Source organism: Pseudomonas sp. GW822-FHT04C11 (assembly GCF_058800905.1).
This window is the reverse complement of record NZ_JBXAMS010000007.1, coordinates 18,337-34,857: the sequence shown is the minus strand read 5'-3', so window position 1 is coordinate 34,857 and position 16,521 is coordinate 18,337. Positions and strand designations below refer to the sequence as shown.

Genomic DNA, 16,521 nt, shown 5'->3' with positions numbered 1-16,521 from the left:
GGGCATCGTCATGGCCAAACCTGGATTTCGCCTCGCGCTGTTTGCCACCTTGCTGGCACTGATTGTCGTCTTGTTGGGTGCCTATACCCGGCTAACCCATGCCGGCCTTGGTTGCCCGGACTGGCCGGGTTGCTACGGATTTATCAGCGTGCCGAAGAGCGAAGCCCAGCTGGCTCATGCCGAGTTGCATTTTCCAGACACGCCGGTGGTTGCCCACAAGGGCTGGAACGAGATGATTCACCGCTATTTCGCCGGCACCCTTGGTTTGCTGATTGTGTTGCTGGCGGCACGCGCCTGGACCCATCGCCATCATCTGGACCAACCCTTGAAGTTGCCGTTGTTCTTGCTCGCGGTGGTGTTTGCCCAAGCGGCCTTTGGCATGTGGACGGTCACCCTCAAGCTCTGGCCGCAGGTGGTGACAGGACATTTGCTGGGTGGCTTTGCGACCTTGAGCCTGCTGTTTCTGCTGACCTTGCGCTTGTCTGGCGTATTGCCGGCGCTGATCGTGCCGCGACGTTTGCAGTACTGGGCGACGGCCGGGTTGTTGCTGGTGATCGGACAGATCGCTCTCGGCGGCTGGGTCAGTGCCAACTACGCGGCGGTGGCCTGTATCGACTTCCCGACCTGCCATGGCCAATGGTTGCCACCGGCTGATTTTGCCAACGGCTTTCACCTGACCCAACACATCGGCCCCAATTACCTCGGCGGGCAGCTCGACAGCGATGCGCGCACGGCGATTCACCTGACTCACCGCATTGGCGCTTTGCTGGTCACAGTAGTGCTGCTGGGGCTGGCCTGGCAGCTCAAAGTCGTCGGCATGACCCGACTCGCCGGGTTGGTGCTGGGGGCATTGGCAGTGCAGATCACCCTGGGCATCAGCAATGTGCTGTTTCACCTGCCGTTGCCGGTGGCCGTTGCCCATAACGCAGGCGGCGCGGCGCTGTTGCTGACGATGGTGCTGGTCAACTATCACGCACGAACCAGCCTGGTTCGAGTCAGGCAGCAGGCCCCCGGACGCTGGCGCTTCAGCCCGCGTAAACACGCAGCCGGGCCGATAACAATAAAAGGAGAAATGCCATGGCGACTCTGATCGGCGAACGTCACCGCCAAGCGATCTGGCGTGACTATCTGGAGCTGACCAAGCCGAAAGTCGTGGTGTTGATGCTGATCACGTCGCTGGTCGGTATGTTTCTCGCCACGCGTGCCGGGGTGCCGTGGACGGTGCTGGTGTTTGGCAACCTGGGGATCGGACTGTGCGCGGGCGGCGCGGCGGCGGTCAACCATGTGGTGGACCGGCGGATTGACGCGGTGATGGCGCGCACGCACAAGCGGCCACTGGCCGAAGGCCGGGTTTCACCAACCGCCGCACTGACCTTCGCGCTGTTATTGGCGGTGGCCGGGCAAGCCCTGCTGCTGGCGTTCACCAACCCGCTGACCGCCTGGCTGACCCTCGCCTCGCTGCTTGGCTATGCGGTGGTCTACACCGGTTTTCTCAAGCGGGCGACGCCGCAGAACATCGTTATCGGCGGACTGGCCGGCGCTGCACCGCCACTGTTGGGTTGGGTCGCCGCTACCGGGCATGTCAGCGCCGAACCGCTGCTGCTGGTGCTGATTATCTTTGCCTGGACCCCGCCACACTTCTGGGCGCTGGCGATTCATCGCAAAGAGGAGTACGCCAAGGCCGATATTCCCATGCTGCCGGTGACCCACGGCGAGCATTACACCAAGATCCACATCCTGCTTTACACCTTTGCCCTGCTGGCCGTGAGCTTGATGCCCTATGTCATTCACATGAGCGGTTTGCTGTACCTGATTTGCGCCCTGGGACTGGGCGCGAGGTTTCTGCAATGGGCCGTGGTGCTGTACCGTGGCACTCAGCCGCACGCGGCGATCAACACCTTCAAGTACTCTATTTATTACTTGTTCCTGCTGTTTATCGCCCTGCTCGTAGACCACTACTTAATGTTGAACCTATGACCCGAACCCAGAAAACCGTCTTCATTCTTGTTGCCCTGATCGCGCTGGTCCTGGGGCTTACCGTCAACAAAGTACTGTCTGGCAAAGGCCAGGGCGATCCGACTGCGCTGATCGACGCCGGGATCATCCTGTTGCCGCAAAGCCGTAACCTGCCGGACGTGCAGATGACCAATCAGGACGGCCAACCCGTCACGGTCAACGCCTTGAAAGGCAAATGGAGCCTGCTGTTCTTTGGTTACACCTTCTGCCCGGACATCTGCCCGACCACGCTGGCGCAACTGCGGCAGATCAAGAGCGAGCTACCAGCGGACGCGGTCGACAAGTTGCAGATCATTCTGGTCAGCGTCGACCCGAACCGCGACACCCCCAAGCAGCTCAAGCAATACCTGGGCTACTTCGATCCGCAGTTTGTCGGCCTGACGCCGGCTTCGGTCGAAGACCTGCAGAAAGTCGCCAATGCGGTGAGCATTCCGTTCATTCCGGCGGACACCAGCAAACCCAACTACACCGTCGACCACAGCGGCAACCTGGCGGTAATCGGGCCGGACGGCACCCAGCGCGGGTTCATTCGTGCACCGTTGAACAACACGAAACTGGTGGCCCAGTTGCCAGTGATGCTCAAGCGTATGTAGGCGCACAGCTTGCTGGCAATGGCGATCTTGCGGGCGCCATCGCCAGCAAGCTGTGCTCCTACAGTGGAAAGGGCCATAGCAGCCAGACGGGACACAGGCATAAAAAAACGGGGACACAGTGATTGTGTCCCCGTTTTGTTTTACATCAGCAGATCAGAACGCCGGCAATACCGCGCCTTTGTACTTCTCCAGAATGAACGCCTTCACTTCCGGGCTGTGCAGCGCAGCAACCAGTTTCTTCATCGCGTCGCTGTCCTTGTCGTCCGCGCGGGCGACCAGGATGTTCACGTAAGGCGAGTCCTTGCCTTCGATCACCAGCGCGTCCTTGGACGGATCGAGCTTGGCTTCCAGCGCGTAGTTGGTGTTGATCAGTGCCAGGTCGACCTGGGTCAGCACGCGCGGGATGGTCGCGGCTTCCAGTTCACGGAACTTCAGGTCTTTGGTGTTCTCGGTGATGTCCTTGACGGTCGACAGGATGTTTTTCGAATCCTTCAACTTGATCAGGCCAGCCTTCTCCAGCAGCAACAGTGCACGACCGCCGTTGGTGGCGTCGTTCGGGATCACCACGTTGGCGCCGCCTGGCAGTTCGGCAAGGGTCTTGTACTTGTTGGAGTACGCGCCCAGCGGCTCGAGGTGCACACCGGCAACGCTCACCAGGTGTGTGCCCTTGGCCTTGTTGAATTCATCGAGGTACGGCTGGTGCTGGAAGAAGTTGGCGTCCAGGCGTTTCTCGGCAACCTGTACGTTCGGCTGCACGTAGTCGGTGAACACCTTGACCTTGAGGTCGACGCCTTCTTTGGCCAGTGCCGGCTTCACGAACTCGAGGATTTCCGCGTGCGGAACCGGAGTAGCAGCGACGGTCAGGGTTTCAGCGGCCTGAGCGGAGAACGCTGCAACGGCAGCGAATGCGACGAGTAGTTTTTTCATCCAGCAAACTCCTTGTGAGGCGCCCTTTCGAGCGCCTGCCAGCCGTGGCCGGCGATTGCATTTATTTTCGGGAAAAGTGCACCACCAGCTTATCGCCGACGGTTTGCAGAACCTGGACCAGCACCAGCAGCAACACCACGGTCACCACCATCACGTCAGTCTGGAAGCGTTGGTAACCGAAGCGGATTGCCAGGTCACCCAAACCACCGGCACCGACCACACCGGCCATCGCCGTGTAGGACACCAGCGTAATCGCGGTCACCGTGATCGCTGCGAAAATACCCGGACGGGCTTCGGGCAGCAGCGCGTTGACGATGATCTGGCGGGTCGTCGCGCCCATGGCCTGGGTCGCTTCGATGATGCCGCGATCGACTTCACGCAGGGCGGTTTCCACCAGACGGGCGAAGAACGGCGTTGCGCCCACCACCAGCGGCGGAATCGCACCGCCGACGCCCAGCGAGGTGCCGGTGATCAGTACGGTGAACGGGATCATCACGATCAGCAGAATGATGAACGGCAGCGAGCGCAGGATATTCACGATCAGCGACAGCAGCGCGTAAACGCCTTTGGCTTCGAGCAACTGGCGCGGGCTGCAGAGGAACAGCAACACACCCAGCGGCAGGCCGAGCAGTACGGTGAACAACAGCGAACCGCCAAGCATCAGCAAGGTGTCGCCGGTAGCCTGCCAGATTTCGAGCCAGTCGATATTGGCGAAGAAACTCATCAGGATTTCCATTAGCGCAGCACCTCCATGTGGACGTCGGCTGCGGTGAAGCGGGCGAAGGCCGCTTCCATGTCACCGCCGGTGACCGCCAGGGTCAGTTGCCCGTAGGGGACGTCTTTGATGCGGTCGATACGACCGGCGAGGATGCTGTAGTCCACACCCGTTTCGCGGGCGACGGTGCCCAGCAACGGCGCGTAGGTGGCGTCGCCCTGGAAGGTCAGGCGCACGATACGGCCCGGCACGTGAGCGAAGTCGTCGCGCTGCTCGCTTTCGTCGATTTGCTCGTCTTCCTGCACGAAACGCTTGGTGGTCGGGTGCTTGGGGTGCAAGAACACGTCGGCCACCGGACCTTGCTCGACGATCACGCCGGCATCCATCACGGCGACCTGATCGCAGACCCGGCGAATCACGTCCATTTCATGGGTGATCAGCACGATGGTCAGGTTCAGCTCACGGTTGATCTCGGCCAACAATTGCAGGACCGACGCGGTGGTTTGCGGGTCGAGGGCGCTGGTGGCTTCGTCACACAGCAGGATTTTTGGCTTGGTCGCCAGGGCGCGGGCGATGCCGACGCGCTGCTTCTGGCCACCGGACAACTGCGCCGGGTACTTCTTTGCGTGGTCGGACAGGCCGACGCGAGCCAGCAACTCGGCCACCCGTTGATCGATCTCGCTGCGCGACAGTTCACCGGCCAGGGTCAGTGGCAGTGCGACGTTGTCGGCAACTGTCTTGGAGGCCAGCAGGTTGAAGTGCTGGAAGATCATCCCGACTTGCTGACGGAAACGGCGCAGCGCATTGGCGTCCAGCGCGGTGACTTCTTCACCATCGACGATGATCTTGCCGCCGCTGGAGTCTTCCAGGCGGTTGATCAGGCGCAACAGGGTACTTTTTCCCGCACCGGAATGACCGATCAGGCCGTATACCTGACCGTTCTCAATCGACAGATTGGTAGGGTGCAGCGCGGGAATATCCTTACCGGCAACGCGGTAAGTTTTATGGACGTTTTGAAACTCGATCACGTAGCGAACCTTGTGGGGCGCGTTAGAAAAGGATCAGCGGTTAGCCGGGCGGGCATTTTAGCCTGTCCGTATAGAGGCTCTTAGCATTTATTTCGCATTCATCCAGTCATTTGGAAATAACGCGATAACCGGAAATGCAAAAGATCGGAGCCTCCGGCAGCTCCTACGGACCGATGTAGGCACTGCCGGAGGCTGCGATCTTCTTCTTTTAAGGCTTGCGCGGCGTCAGAACCATCTGTGCCGGGACATTGCGCAGAATCTGCCGCTCGATCTTCAGGTCGAAGTCGGCATCCAGCTTCTTCACCCGTTTGGTCAGCAACGTGGCCAGCCACGGATAATCTTCGGTGCGCGGCGCCTGAATGCTGACGTCGCACTCATAACTCACCACATCGCTGGCAATCGCATCGAGTTGCCGACGCAATTGCTTGCTATCGGCGATGTTCAGCGCAACGGTGGTGCTCTCGGCCGTTGGGTCGATGACCTTGGCGACACGCTTGGCTTCGGCGGCTTTGAGGGCTGCCTCGGCCTGGTCCAGTTCGGCCTTGCGCGCGTGGCTGATGGCGTTGTTGACACCACCGGTCAGCGCCGGAGCTTTGGGCATCAACGCACGGGCCCGGCTCAGGGCCGTGGCGGCGGCATTCACGTCGCCTTTTTGCAGAACGATCTGGCTGCGTTGCAAATAGGCTTCGGCGAGTTGCCGTTGATATTGCTCCAGCGACTGATCGTTGGGTGATTCGGCCTGCAAGGCGGCCAATTGATCCTCGGCGGTGGCCAGTTCACTGCTGGCCAGGCTTTGCTCCAGCTGCGCGATCGCCGTAGCCCGTGCGTCCGGGACCTCGGGGGCCGGCGGCGTGCTTTGGCAGGCGCCAAGTAGCAGCGAAAATGCAACAAGGAGCAGATAACGGGAGGCGAACGGCTTCATTCCTGCGACTCTCTGATTGCGCAAAAAACGAGCAAGTCTACACCCCTCGACGGGGCAGGACAAAACTCAGCAGAAACAGCGCGGCGGCAGCCACCACAATCGATGGGCCGGCCGGCGTGTCCTTGAACCACGACAGCGCCAGGCCACCGCAGACCGCGAGTATACCGAGCAAACTCGCGCCCAAGGCCATCTGCTCTGGAGAACGTGCGTGACGTTGTGCCGCAGCCGCCGGGATGATCAACAACGAGGTAATCAGCAGCACGCCGACAATTTTCATCGCCACCGCGATCACCACCGCAATCAGCAGCATCAAGGTCATGCGCAATGCTGCTACCGGCAGGCCTTCAACCGTGGCCAATTCTTCGTGCACGGTAATCGCCAGCAACGGCCGCCACAGCGCCACCAACAGCAGCATCACCGCCGCACTGCCGCCGAGGATCCACGCCAGATCGGTCAGGCTGATCGCCAGCAGGTCGCCGAACAGATAGGCCATCAGGTCGATCCGCACTTCATGCATGAAGCTTAGTACCACCAGGCCGAGAGAGAGCGTGCTCGGCGCAAGAATCCCCAACAAGGTATCGGAGGCCAGCGGCTGGCGCTGTTGCAAGGTCACCAGCAGCACGGCCAGCAACAGGCAGCCGACGGTCACCGCGATGGTCGGGCTGACATCCAGCAGAAAACCCAACGCCACGCCGAGCAGCGCTGCATGGGACAGGGTGTCGCCGAAATAGGCCATGCGCCGCCAGACCACGAACGATCCCAGCGGACCTGCGACGGCGGCCAGGGCCAGGCCTGCGAGCAGGGCGTACAACAGAAAATCAGCCATGCTTGCAGCCATCTCCATGAACGTGGGTGTGAACGGTCGGTGCCGCGCTGACGACCGAGCCATGCAAGTCGTGGGCGTGGTCGTGATGGTGGTGATAGACCGCCAGGCTCTGCGCGTTCTTGCCGAACAGCTCGACGAACGCCGGGTCGCCGCTGACCTGCTCGGGATGCCCGGAGCAGCAGACGTGGCGATTGAGGCAGACCACCTGGTCGGTGGTGCTCATCACCAGGTGCAGATCGTGGGAAACCATCAACACCCCACAACCGTGGCGGTCGCGCAGGCGAGTGATCAGGCTATAGAGTTCGGCTTGTCCGGCCACGTCGACGCCTTGCACCGGCTCGTCAAGCACCAGCAGTTCTGGCTCGCGCAACAGGGCGCGGGCCAGTAATACGCGCTGCATTTCGCCGCCGGAAACGCTTTGCACCGGGCTGTCGATCACCTGTTCGGCGCCGACTTCCTTGAGCGCTGCCAAGGCGCGCGCACGATCTACGCCCGGCACCAGGCGCAAGAAGCGCAGTACCGAGAGCGGCAAGGTCGGGTCAACATGCAGCTTCTGCGGCATATAGCCGACCCGCAGTTTCGGCTTGCGCCAGACGCTGCCGCTGTCGGGCTTGAGCAGGCCAAGCACGGCGCGGACCAGCGTGGTCTTGCCGGCGCCGTTGGGGCCGATCAGGGTAACGATCTGCCTCGGCTCGACGCTCAGCTCGATGTTGTCCAGTACGCTTTGTCCGGCAAAGGTCACCGCAACCTGATTGAGGCGAATTAACGCAGTGCTCATCAAGCCCCCTGGCAACCCGAGCAAAGACCGACCACTTCGACGGTCTGGCCTTCGACCACAAACCCGACTTCGCCGGCGCTGTGGATGATGGTGTCGCTGATGGATTTTTGCTCGAGTTCGATGGCCGCGTGGCATTCACGGCAAATCAGGAACTGGCCCTGGTGGGCGTGCCCCGGATGATTGCAGCCGACGAAGGCGTTGAGTGAGGAAATGCGGTGGACCAGGCCGTTATCCAGCAGGAAATCCAGCGCGCGATACACCGTCGGCGGCGCGGCGCGGCGGCCATCCTGCTCGCTGAGTACCGCCAGAATGTCGTAGGCGCCCAGCGGCTTGTGGCTTTGCCAGACCAGTTCCAGCACCCGCCGACGCAGCGCGGTCAGGCGCAAGCCCTGACGTGCGCAAATGACATCGGCCTCGGACAATGCGCTGTGCACGCAATGAGAGTGGTCGTGGGGACGGCTGGCTAGCGGTGTTTTAGGCATGAGCGGCGACGAGTTTTGTGAGAGACGTTATTATGTTACCCGTTCTCGCCTACTTGAGTGGTCATCGTGCCCAGACTTTTTGCCATTTTTGTCACATTTGCTGCCGGTTTTTTTGCGATCGGCGCCGCTCATGCCGAAGTGAACGTACTGACCAGCATCAAGCCCCTGCAGCTGATTGCTGCTGCGGTGCAGGATGGCGTCGGGGTTCCCGAGGTCTTGCTGCCGCCGGGTGCATCGCCGCATAACTATGCCTTGCGTCCATCCGACGTACGGAAGGTGCAGTCGGTGGAGCTGCTCTACTGGATCGGCCCGGACATGGAAGGTTTCCTTCCGCGCGTGCTCAAAGGTCGTAGCCTGCCATCGGTTGCGGTGCAGGACCTGCCAGGTCTGAAGCTGCGGCGTTTTGCCGAAGACAGCCACTCCCATGCGGAAGAGGCAGACGAACACGATCACGACCATCGCCCTGGCAGTCTCGATGCTCACCTCTGGTTGTCGCCGGTTAATGCGCGAGTGATCGCGGCAAAAATCGCCACCGACTTGAGTGCTGCCGATCCGGCCAATGCGCCGCGCTATCAGAGCAACCTCAAGGCGTTCGATGAGCGCCTGGACGCGCTGGATCTGCGTTTGAAAGCGCGCTTGGCCGGTATCGCGGGCAAGCCTTACTTCGTGTTTCATGAAGCGTTCGATTACTTCGAAGACGCCTACGGCCTCAAGCACACCGGCGTGTTCAGCGTAGCCGCTGAAGTACAGCCAGGTGCACAGCATGTTGCAGCGATGCGCTCGCGCTTGCAGGAAGTCGGCAAGACCTGCGTGTTCAGCGAACCACCGCTGCGCCCACGCCTGGCCGAGACGCTGGTGGCCGGTTTGCCGGTGAAACTGGCGGAGCTGGATGCGTTGGGCGGCTACACGCCGGCAACGGCTCGCGGCTATGAGCAGGTGTTGGAGAAATTGGGGAATGATTTGGCGGGTTGCCTGGAGTCGCTTTAACCCCCGAGCGCAGACCCTGTGGTGAGGGGGCAAGCCCCCTCGCCACGGTTTAGAGGGCGAACGGCAACGGCGTGCTGACGTGTTGACGCTGGGCCAACCGTTGCTGGAACTCCATCGGGTCGTGAATCAGCACGTCCTGCCCGGCAAAGGATTCGGCGGCGATCAAGCGCGATAGCCAGAACCTCACGCAGGCTACCCGCAGCATGGTCGGCCACAACTCGGCCTCGGCGGCGGTAAATGGGCGCAACGCGGCATAAGCCCCGAGCAATGCCCTGGCCCGCGGGCCGTCAAGCACGCCGTCTTCGTCCGAGCACCAGTCATTCAGGGCAATCGCCACGTCGTAGAGCATCGGGCCTGAGCAGGCGTTGTAGAAGTCGATCAGCCCGGTCAGGTGCGTGCCTTCGAACATCGCGTTGTCGCGGAACAGGTCGGCGTGGATGTTGGCCCGAGGCAGCGCCAGAATTTTAATCTTCTGCTCAGTGATTTCGTTCAAGGCGCGTTGCAGCAGATTGCTTTGCGCGGCATTCAGGTGCGACAGCAGTTGCGTGCCTTCTTCGAGCATCCAGTCGAGGCCACGATCAGTCTTGCGCTTGATCATGTGGTCTTTGGTCGCCAGGTGCAGGTGCCCCAGCAATTCGCCGACTTGTGCGCAATGTTGTGCGTTGGCTTCCTTGATGTGCTTACCGGCCAGCCGCGGCTGCAGCAGTGCAGGCTTGCCGGCCAGTTCGCGTAGGGCGATGCCGTCGGTGGTGCGCAGCGCATAGGGTACCGGCAGGTCGGCGTCGTGCAGCACGTCGAGCAGCTCGATGAAGAACGGCATCTCCTGCACGGGGCCGCGCTCAACCAGGGTCAGGACAAACTCCCCCTGCTCCAGGCTGATGAAGAAATTGGTGTTTTCGCTACCCGCGGCAATCCCCTGGAAATCAAGCAGGCGGCCGAGCCCATAAGGGGCGAGAAAGGTTTCCAGCTCGGGCCGAGCCAGGGGGGTGAACACAGACATGGTTAAAAACTGCTCAGTTCGGGCGCCGCGGTTGAGCCAGCGCCGATTAAAGTTAAGAAACTACTTCCACGTAAAAATTTCCCACGCCGGAATCAGCATATTCGGCTGATCCGAGCGGATATAGTTTGCCTCCGTTCCGTCCGCACGTATCAGAAAGTACGGTTTTCCACCCTTCGGTGTGACCTTGATCGCGTACACGAAGCCGTTCTGGCGGTACTCCTGAATGACTTTGTCGCCTTCAGTGTGGATGGTGACTTCCGGTTCCGGCGTCGGTGCATCATTGGCTGCCATGACGGCCAGGGGAGTGATTGCAAAGAAGCCAGCCAGTAACAAGCGATTGAGTGAGCGCATGATAACCTTGTCCCTTTGTCGTCAACGGTCCCGCTATTCTAGCGCCGGACCCGCCGAAAAGGTTGATCCTGCTCATGAGCCAAGCCCCCCTCGTCCTGGTGGACGGTTCTTCTTACCTGTACCGCGCCTTTCATGCGCTGCCACCGTTGACCACGTCCAAAGGCCTGCCGACCGGCGCAGTCAAGGGCGTGCTGAACATGCTCAAGAGTCTGCGCAAGCAGTACCCGGACAGCCCGTTCGCCGTGGTATTCGACGCCAAGGGCGGAACATTTCGCGATGACCTGTACGCCGAGTACAAAGCCAATCGTCCCAGCATGCCCGATGACATGCGTGTGCAGATCGAGCCATTGCATGCGAGCGTGATTGCCTTGGGCTTTCCGTTGCTGTGCGTCGATGGTGTTGAGGCCGACGACGTGATCGGCACGCTGGCCCGCAGCAGCGCGGCCGCCGATCGTCCGGTGGTGATCTCGACGGGCGACAAGGACATGGCGCAGTTGGTCGACGGGCACATTACCTTGGTCAATACCATGACCGGTAGCGCGATGGATGTGGCTGGCGTGAAGGAGAAATTCGGCGTCGCTCCCGAGCAGATCATCGATTACCTGGCACTGATGGGCGATTCCTCCGACAACATTCCAGGCGTGCCGGGCATTGGCCCAAAGACGGCGTCCGGCCTGCTGGTGGGTGTGAACGGCGGCCTGACCGAGCTCTATGCGCAACTCGATATCGTCCCGACGCTGCCGATTCGTGGTGCCAAAACGTTGCCTGCCAAGCTTGAAGAACACAAGGAGATGGCGTTCCTCTCCTATCAACTGGCGACCATCAAGGTCGACGTGCCGCTGGATATCGGTCTGGACGACTTGCACCTGCGTGAGCCGGACCGTGAAAAGCTCGCCGAGCTCTATACCCTGCTCGAGTTCAAGAGCTGGTTCGAGGAAGTTCAGCGTGATGCCAAGCGAGCGGGCCAGGAAGTGGTCGCGGCGGTTGAAGAAGCCGTAGCCGATAGCGATGGTCCCCACTACACCACGGTCCTCACCCAGGCAGATTTCGACGTCTGGCTGAAGAAGCTGCAAAACGCCACGCTGTTCGCCTTCGATACCGAAACCACCGGCATCGATGCGCAGCAAGCGCAACTTGTCGGGCTGTCGTTCGCTGTGCAGGCCAACGAAGCAGCCTACATTCCGTTGACCCATTCCTACATGGGCGTGCCGGATCAACTGGATCGCGACACGGTGTTGCGCGCACTGAAGCCGATTCTGGAAGACCCGAGCAAACTCAAGGTCGGCCAGCACGCCAAGTTCGACATGAACATCCTGGCCAACTGCGCCATCGGTGGCGATCAGAGCTGCGGCATCATGGTGCAGGGCATCGCCTTCGACACCATGCTCGAGTCCTACGTGCTGGATTCGACAGCGACCCGTCACGACATGGACAGCCTGGCGCTCAAGTATTTGGGCTACACCACCACCAGCTTCCAGGACATCGCGGGCAAGGGCGTCAAGCAACTGACCTTCGATCAGATTTCGCTGGAGCTGGCCGGGCCATACGCCGCCGAAGACGCCGACGTGACCCTGCGTCTGCATCAGACCCTGCATGAAAAGCTCGACGCCATTCCGAGCCTGAGCAAAGTCCTCAGCGAAATCGAGATGCCGCTGGTGCCAGTGTTGGCGCGTATCGAGCGCCAGGGCGCGTTGGTCGACGCCAACCTGCTGGGCATCCAGAGCGTTGAACTGGGCGATAAGCTGGTCGCGCTGGAGCGTGAGGCGTTCGCCATTGCCGGTGAGGAGTTCAACCTCGGTTCACCGAAGCAATTGGGTGTGATCCTCTACGAAAAACTCGGGCTGCCGATTCTCAGCAAAACCGCCAAGGGCCAGGCTTCGACTGCCGAAGCGGTACTGGCGGAACTGGCCGAGCAGGATTACCCGCTGCCCAAGGTATTGATGCAGTACCGCTCCTTGAGCAAGCTGAAAAGCACCTACACCGACCGTCTGCCAGAGCAGATCAATCCGCGCACCGGGCGGATTCATACGTCCTACCATCAAGCGGTGGCAGCGACCGGTCGCTTGTCTTCCAGCGATCCAAACCTGCAGAACATTCCGATTCGTACTGCCGAAGGTCGACGGATTCGTCAGGCGTTCATTGCCCCCAAAGGCTACAAGCTGCTGGCGGCGGACTATTCGCAGATCGAGCTGCGGATCATGGCCCACCTGGCCAAGGACGAAGGGCTGTTGCACGCCTTCCGCAATGATCTGGACGTGCACAAAGCCACCGCTGCCGAGGTGTTTGGGGTTGAGCTGGCGGACGTCACCACCGATCAGCGGCGCAGCGCCAAGGCGATCAACTTCGGCCTGATCTACGGCATGAGCGCATTTGGCCTGGCCAAGCAGATCGGCGTCGACCGTAAACAGTCCCAAGCCTATATCGACCGTTATTTCGCCCGCTATCCAGGCGTGCTCGAGTACATGGAGCGCACCCGCGCCCAGGCGGCCGAGCAAGGTTTCGTCGAAACCATATTCGGTCGTCGCCTGTACCTGCCGGACATCAACGCGAAAAATCCGGCCCTGCGCAAAGGCGCCGAGCGCACGGCAATCAACGCGCCGATGCAAGGCACTGCGGCGGATATCATCAAGAAGGCCATGGTGGCGGTGGATAACTGGCTGCTGACCTCGGGTCTGGACGCCAAAGTGATTCTGCAGGTGCACGATGAATTGGTACTTGAGGTTCGCGAAGACCTGATTGACCAGGTTCGTGAGGAAATTCGCGTTCACATGAGCAGTGCAGCGACCCTGGATGTACCACTTTTGGTGGAAGTCGGCGTTGGAAATAACTGGGATGAAGCGCACTAAGCCGGTGTGAGGCACTTTTTCGGGGATAGCGCCGCGGCGTAGTGTCGCGGCAAGTCATCGGCGAAGGGCTCTTAGTTCGGAAAATTCTTGGGGTTATTCCCAATAGGTTTTGAAATTAACCGGAACTAAATCTGTGAAGCGCCACTCAGAGTTACTGAATGGGTGGTGAAGCCCTTCGATGCTCCTATGTTGTGTTAAGTGTTGGCAGATATCTGGACCCCGCCCTAGCGGTCCGGAAACTTAGACCCCGAATTACTCTCTCCCCATACGTAATTCGGGGTTTTTTTTGCCCAAAAACTGCCTGTGGAACGGCCATGCTGCGTTAAAAACACGGCTCGAAATGCTCATTTAGGTCCCTAAACTCCGCTTTCGAGCCGTGTTTTTGCCTTGCCTGACCGTCCCACAGACAGTTTTCCGTATCTCGGATATCCCCAAAAGCTTATTGAGCTTCTGTCTCGGTGCCCTTGTCGGCCAGTTCCATCCAGTTCGCCAATACGGTGTAGGCGTCTTCGAGGCCCAGGCGTTTTGGTGCCGAGAACAGCTGGATGGTCACGGTTTCGCCCCAGCCTTTACGGATTTCTGCCTGAACTTTGAGCAAGGTGTTCTTCGCTGCGCCATAGGTCAGTTTGTCGGCCTTGGTCAGCAGAATGTGCATCGGCATGCCGCTGGCCACGGCCCAGTCGAGCATCAGCAGGTCGAAGTCGGTCATTGGATGACGGATGTCCATCATCAGAATCAGGCCTTTCAGACTCTCGCGGCTACCCAGATACGCTTCCAGGTGGCGCTGCCAGTGTTGCTTCAGCGGGATGGGTACTTTCGCATAACCGTAACCCGGCAGGTCGACCAGACGGCGTTCATCGTCTAGCTTGAAGAAGTTCAAGAGTTGCGTGCGGCCTGGTGTTTTCGAGGTGCGCGCCAGGCTGGCGTGAGTCAGGGTGTTCAGGGCGCTGGATTTGCCGGCGTTGGAACGCCCGGCGAAGGCCACTTCAAAGCCTTCATCGTCAGGACATTGGTCGACTTTGGCGGCGCTGAGCATGAAGGTGGACTGTTGGCACAGGCCGAGGATGGGGTTCTTGAGTTGCATGGGATTTCCGATGTGGGCGGTGCCGAGATTGGTCGCAAAGAGCAGCGTCGTTTCCGTTTCAGTGACGCCAGTATATAATGCCGCAGATTTTGTGTGCGCTTTGTCCCGGCGTAGGATGAAGTTCACGAGAGCGATTAACCTTGATTGCGCACTAGAACGCAGCACGCTCTCAACCCTGAAAAGGTCGTTTTATGACGAAATGGCTGCTAGCTGCCGGTGTCTTGATGCCGCTTTACAGCGCTCAGGCTACACAGGATCCGGAAGCTGTGTACAACCGTGTTTGTGGAGCCTGTCATTCCGGCCAACTCCCAACGGCGCCTCAAAAGGGCGATCAGGAAGCTTGGGCGCCAAGACTGGCGCAAGGTATGGAGACGCTGGTGCAACACGTGACCCAGGGTTTCAAGGCGATGCCGCCGCGTGGTTTGTGCATGGACTGCAGTGCCGAGGATTACCGAGCAATCATCCAGTGGATGAACGAGTGATCCCGGTCCATAACTCTTTAACCCTTAGCCGTAGTTGGATTAGCTGATGAACAAATTGATCGTGAGTCTGCTGTTGACCCTGGGGATCTCCGGCATAGCCCATGCTGCAGGCGATGCGACTGCTGGTCAGGCGAAAGCCGCAGTATGTGGCGCCTGTCATGGCCCGGACGGCAATAGCATGGCGCCAAACTTTCCAAAGCTGGCGGGTCAGGGTGAGCGTTACCTGAACAAGCAACTGCACGACATCAAGTCGGGCAAGCGCACCGTTCTGGAGATGACCGGCCTGCTGACCAACCTGAGCGATCAGGACCTGGCTGACCTTGCTGCCTACTTCTCCAGCCAGAAAGGCAGCGTCGGCGCAGCAGATCCTAAAGTCGTGGCTCACGGTGAAGAGTTGTTCCGTGGTGGCAAACTGGACCAGGGCATGCCGTCTTGCACCGGTTGCCACTCACCTAATGGCGCGGGCAACGCCGCTGCTGCCTTCCCGCATCTGGGCGGCCAGCACGCTCAATACATCGCCAAGCAGCTGACTGATTTCCGCGAAGGTAACCGTACCAACGACGGCGACACGAAAATCATGCAGAGCATTGCTGCAAAATTGAGCAACAAGGACATCGAAGCGGTGTCCAGCTACATTCAGGGCCTGCACTAAGGTCGGTTGAGCAGGCGTTGCGCAGGGTGTTGATCTCGCGCAATGTTAACGCTCGATTAATCCTTCGATGCAAACATAAAAAGGGTGGCTTAGGCTGCCCTTTTTTGTGGCTGCTGCCGTTACACTAGAGCACTAATGCCCGCCATGATCTGCCAGAAAACAGGTCGCGCGAGGCGACCCAATTTGTTCAGGAGTAAAGCATGCGTAATCTGATTCTCAGCGCCGCACTCGTCACTGCCAGCCTGTTTGGTATGACCGCCCAAGCTGCCGAACCGCTTGAAGCCGGTAAACAATATGTCGAATTGGGCAGCGCCGTTCCGGTGGCTGTGCCTGGCAAGATCGAAGTCGTAGAACTGTTCTGGTATGGCTGCCCGCACTGCTATGCATTCGAGCCGACCATCAATCCCTGGGTTGAAAAACTGCCTGCAGACGTGAACTTCGTGCGTATTCCGGCCATGTTCGGTGGTATCTGGAACGTTCACGGCCAACTGTACATCACCCTGGAAGCGATGGGCGTGGAACACAAGGTCCATAAAGCCGTCTTCGAAGCGATCCACAGTGGCAAGAAGCTCGCTACCCCGGAAGAAATGGCTGAGTTCCTGGCCGGCGAAGGCGTCGACAAAGAGAAGTTCCTGAGCACCTACAACTCGTTCGCCGTCAAAGGCAAAGTTGAAGATGCCAAGAAAAAGGCTCAGGCCTATCAGATCTCTGGCGTACCAACCATGGTCGTGAACGGCAAATACCGCTTCGATCTGGGCACTGCCGGTGGTCCTGAAGGCACCTTGAGCGTGGCCGATCAGCTAATCGCCAAGGAGCGCGCCGCTAAGTAAGC

General features: G+C 59.9%; 18 protein-coding genes. 8 read left to right on the top strand and 10 right to left on the bottom strand.

Annotation, left to right across the window (positions count from 1 at the left end; translation table 11 throughout):
* Positions 1–10: 10 nt before the first annotated feature.
* Genes AC1RJ3_RS13320 through AC1RJ3_RS13310 form a run of 3 tightly spaced genes read left to right on the top strand, consistent with a single transcriptional unit; the run spans position 11 to position 2,609 of the window.
* Positions 11–1,090 carry a COX15/CtaA family protein gene (locus AC1RJ3_RS13320; protein ID WP_493079251.1) on the top strand — a complete coding sequence of 360 codons (1,080 nt, stop codon included), beginning with the start codon at positions 11–13 and terminating at the stop codon, positions 1,088–1,090.
* Positions 1,078–1,977, top strand: coding sequence for a heme o synthase (gene cyoE, locus AC1RJ3_RS13315; RefSeq protein WP_103314900.1), 900 nt, complete (start codon positions 1,078–1,080; stop codon positions 1,975–1,977). Before AC1RJ3_RS13320 ends, cyoE begins: the two co-directional genes overlap by 13 nt.
* A complete protein-coding gene (locus AC1RJ3_RS13310) occupies positions 1,974–2,609 on the top strand; it encodes an SCO family protein (RefSeq protein WP_054594936.1) in 636 nt (211 codons plus the stop codon). Before cyoE ends, AC1RJ3_RS13310 begins: the two co-directional genes overlap by 4 nt.
* A 153-nt stretch (positions 2,610–2,762) precedes the next feature.
* On the opposite strand, the gene AC1RJ3_RS13305 is transcribed toward AC1RJ3_RS13310, so the two are convergent.
* From AC1RJ3_RS13305 to AC1RJ3_RS13275, 7 genes are all read right to left on the bottom strand, one after another.
* Complete coding sequence (locus AC1RJ3_RS13305) at positions 2,763–3,536, bottom strand: MetQ/NlpA family ABC transporter substrate-binding protein (RefSeq protein WP_347928521.1); 774 nt, start codon at positions 3,534–3,536, stop codon at positions 2,763–2,765.
* Between the two features lie 61 nt (positions 3,537–3,597).
* The gene (locus AC1RJ3_RS13300; RefSeq protein ID WP_493079250.1) at positions 3,598–4,272 is read right to left on the bottom strand and encodes a methionine ABC transporter permease; all 675 of its coding nucleotides are present in this window, start codon (positions 4,270–4,272) and stop codon (positions 3,598–3,600) included.
* Positions 4,272–5,279: a methionine ABC transporter ATP-binding protein gene (locus AC1RJ3_RS13295; RefSeq protein ID WP_054594939.1), complete on the bottom strand. Its 1,008-nt coding sequence runs from the start codon at positions 5,277–5,279 to the stop codon at positions 4,272–4,274. The genes AC1RJ3_RS13300 and AC1RJ3_RS13295 overlap by 1 nt, the downstream gene beginning before the upstream one ends.
* Before the next feature lie 208 nt (positions 5,280–5,487).
* Positions 5,488–6,201 carry a PA5502 family lipoprotein gene (locus tag AC1RJ3_RS13290; RefSeq protein WP_054594940.1) on the bottom strand — a complete coding sequence of 238 codons (714 nt, stop codon included), beginning with the start codon at positions 6,199–6,201 and terminating at the stop codon, positions 5,488–5,490.
* A gap of 37 nt (positions 6,202–6,238) precedes the next feature.
* Positions 6,239–7,027: a zinc ABC transporter permease subunit ZnuB gene (gene znuB / locus AC1RJ3_RS13285; protein ID WP_493079249.1), complete on the bottom strand. Its 789-nt coding sequence runs from the start codon at positions 7,025–7,027 to the stop codon at positions 6,239–6,241.
* Entirely contained in the window at positions 7,020–7,805 is a 786-nt protein-coding gene (znuC, locus tag AC1RJ3_RS13280; RefSeq protein ID WP_054594942.1) for a zinc ABC transporter ATP-binding protein ZnuC, read from the bottom strand. Before znuC ends, znuB begins: the two co-directional genes overlap by 8 nt.
* A complete protein-coding gene (locus AC1RJ3_RS13275; RefSeq protein ID WP_054594943.1) occupies positions 7,805–8,287 on the bottom strand; it encodes a Fur family transcriptional regulator in 483 nt (160 codons plus the stop codon). Before AC1RJ3_RS13275 ends, znuC begins: the two co-directional genes overlap by 1 nt.
* A gap of 57 nt (positions 8,288–8,344) precedes the next feature.
* On the opposite strand from AC1RJ3_RS13275, the gene AC1RJ3_RS13270 reads away from it, so the two are divergent.
* Positions 8,345–9,274, top strand: coding sequence for a zinc ABC transporter substrate-binding protein (locus tag AC1RJ3_RS13270; RefSeq protein ID WP_081013722.1), 930 nt, complete (start codon positions 8,345–8,347; stop codon positions 9,272–9,274).
* A 49-nt stretch (positions 9,275–9,323) separates the two neighbouring features.
* Here the strand turns inward: AC1RJ3_RS13270 and AC1RJ3_RS13265 are convergent, their stop codons facing one another.
* On the bottom strand, positions 9,324–10,274 hold the full coding sequence (locus tag AC1RJ3_RS13265; protein ID WP_493079248.1) for a homoserine kinase: 951 nt from the start codon (positions 10,272–10,274) through the stop codon (positions 9,324–9,326).
* 60 nt (positions 10,275–10,334) lie between these two features.
* Complete coding sequence (locus tag AC1RJ3_RS13260) at positions 10,335–10,625, bottom strand: DUF2782 domain-containing protein (RefSeq protein WP_054594946.1); 291 nt, start codon at positions 10,623–10,625, stop codon at positions 10,335–10,337.
* A gap of 74 nt (positions 10,626–10,699) precedes the next feature.
* Here AC1RJ3_RS13260 and polA point away from each other — a divergent pair, with 74 nt between their 5' ends.
* Positions 10,700–13,471 carry a DNA polymerase I gene (polA, locus tag AC1RJ3_RS13255; RefSeq protein ID WP_493079247.1) on the top strand — a complete coding sequence of 924 codons (2,772 nt, stop codon included), beginning with the start codon at positions 10,700–10,702 and terminating at the stop codon, positions 13,469–13,471.
* A 439-nt stretch (positions 13,472–13,910) separates the two neighbouring features.
* On the opposite strand, the gene yihA is transcribed toward polA, so the two are convergent.
* Positions 13,911–14,555, bottom strand: a complete 645-nt coding sequence (gene yihA / locus AC1RJ3_RS13250; protein ID WP_054594948.1) for a ribosome biogenesis GTP-binding protein YihA/YsxC — start codon at positions 14,553–14,555, stop codon at positions 13,911–13,913.
* Positions 14,556–14,746: 191 nt separating this feature from the next.
* On the opposite strand from yihA, the gene AC1RJ3_RS13245 reads away from it, so the two are divergent.
* From AC1RJ3_RS13245 to AC1RJ3_RS13235, 3 genes are all read left to right on the top strand, one after another.
* Positions 14,747–15,037 carry a c-type cytochrome gene (locus AC1RJ3_RS13245; protein ID WP_054594949.1) on the top strand — a complete coding sequence of 97 codons (291 nt, stop codon included), beginning with the start codon at positions 14,747–14,749 and terminating at the stop codon, positions 15,035–15,037.
* A gap of 46 nt (positions 15,038–15,083) precedes the next feature.
* A complete protein-coding gene (locus AC1RJ3_RS13240; RefSeq protein WP_054594950.1) occupies positions 15,084–15,689 on the top strand; it encodes a c-type cytochrome in 606 nt (201 codons plus the stop codon).
* A gap of 200 nt (positions 15,690–15,889) precedes the next feature.
* A complete protein-coding gene (locus AC1RJ3_RS13235) occupies positions 15,890–16,519 on the top strand; it encodes a thiol:disulfide interchange protein DsbA/DsbL (RefSeq protein ID WP_103314908.1) in 630 nt (209 codons plus the stop codon).
* The last annotated feature ends 2 nt before the right edge of the window (positions 16,520–16,521 follow it).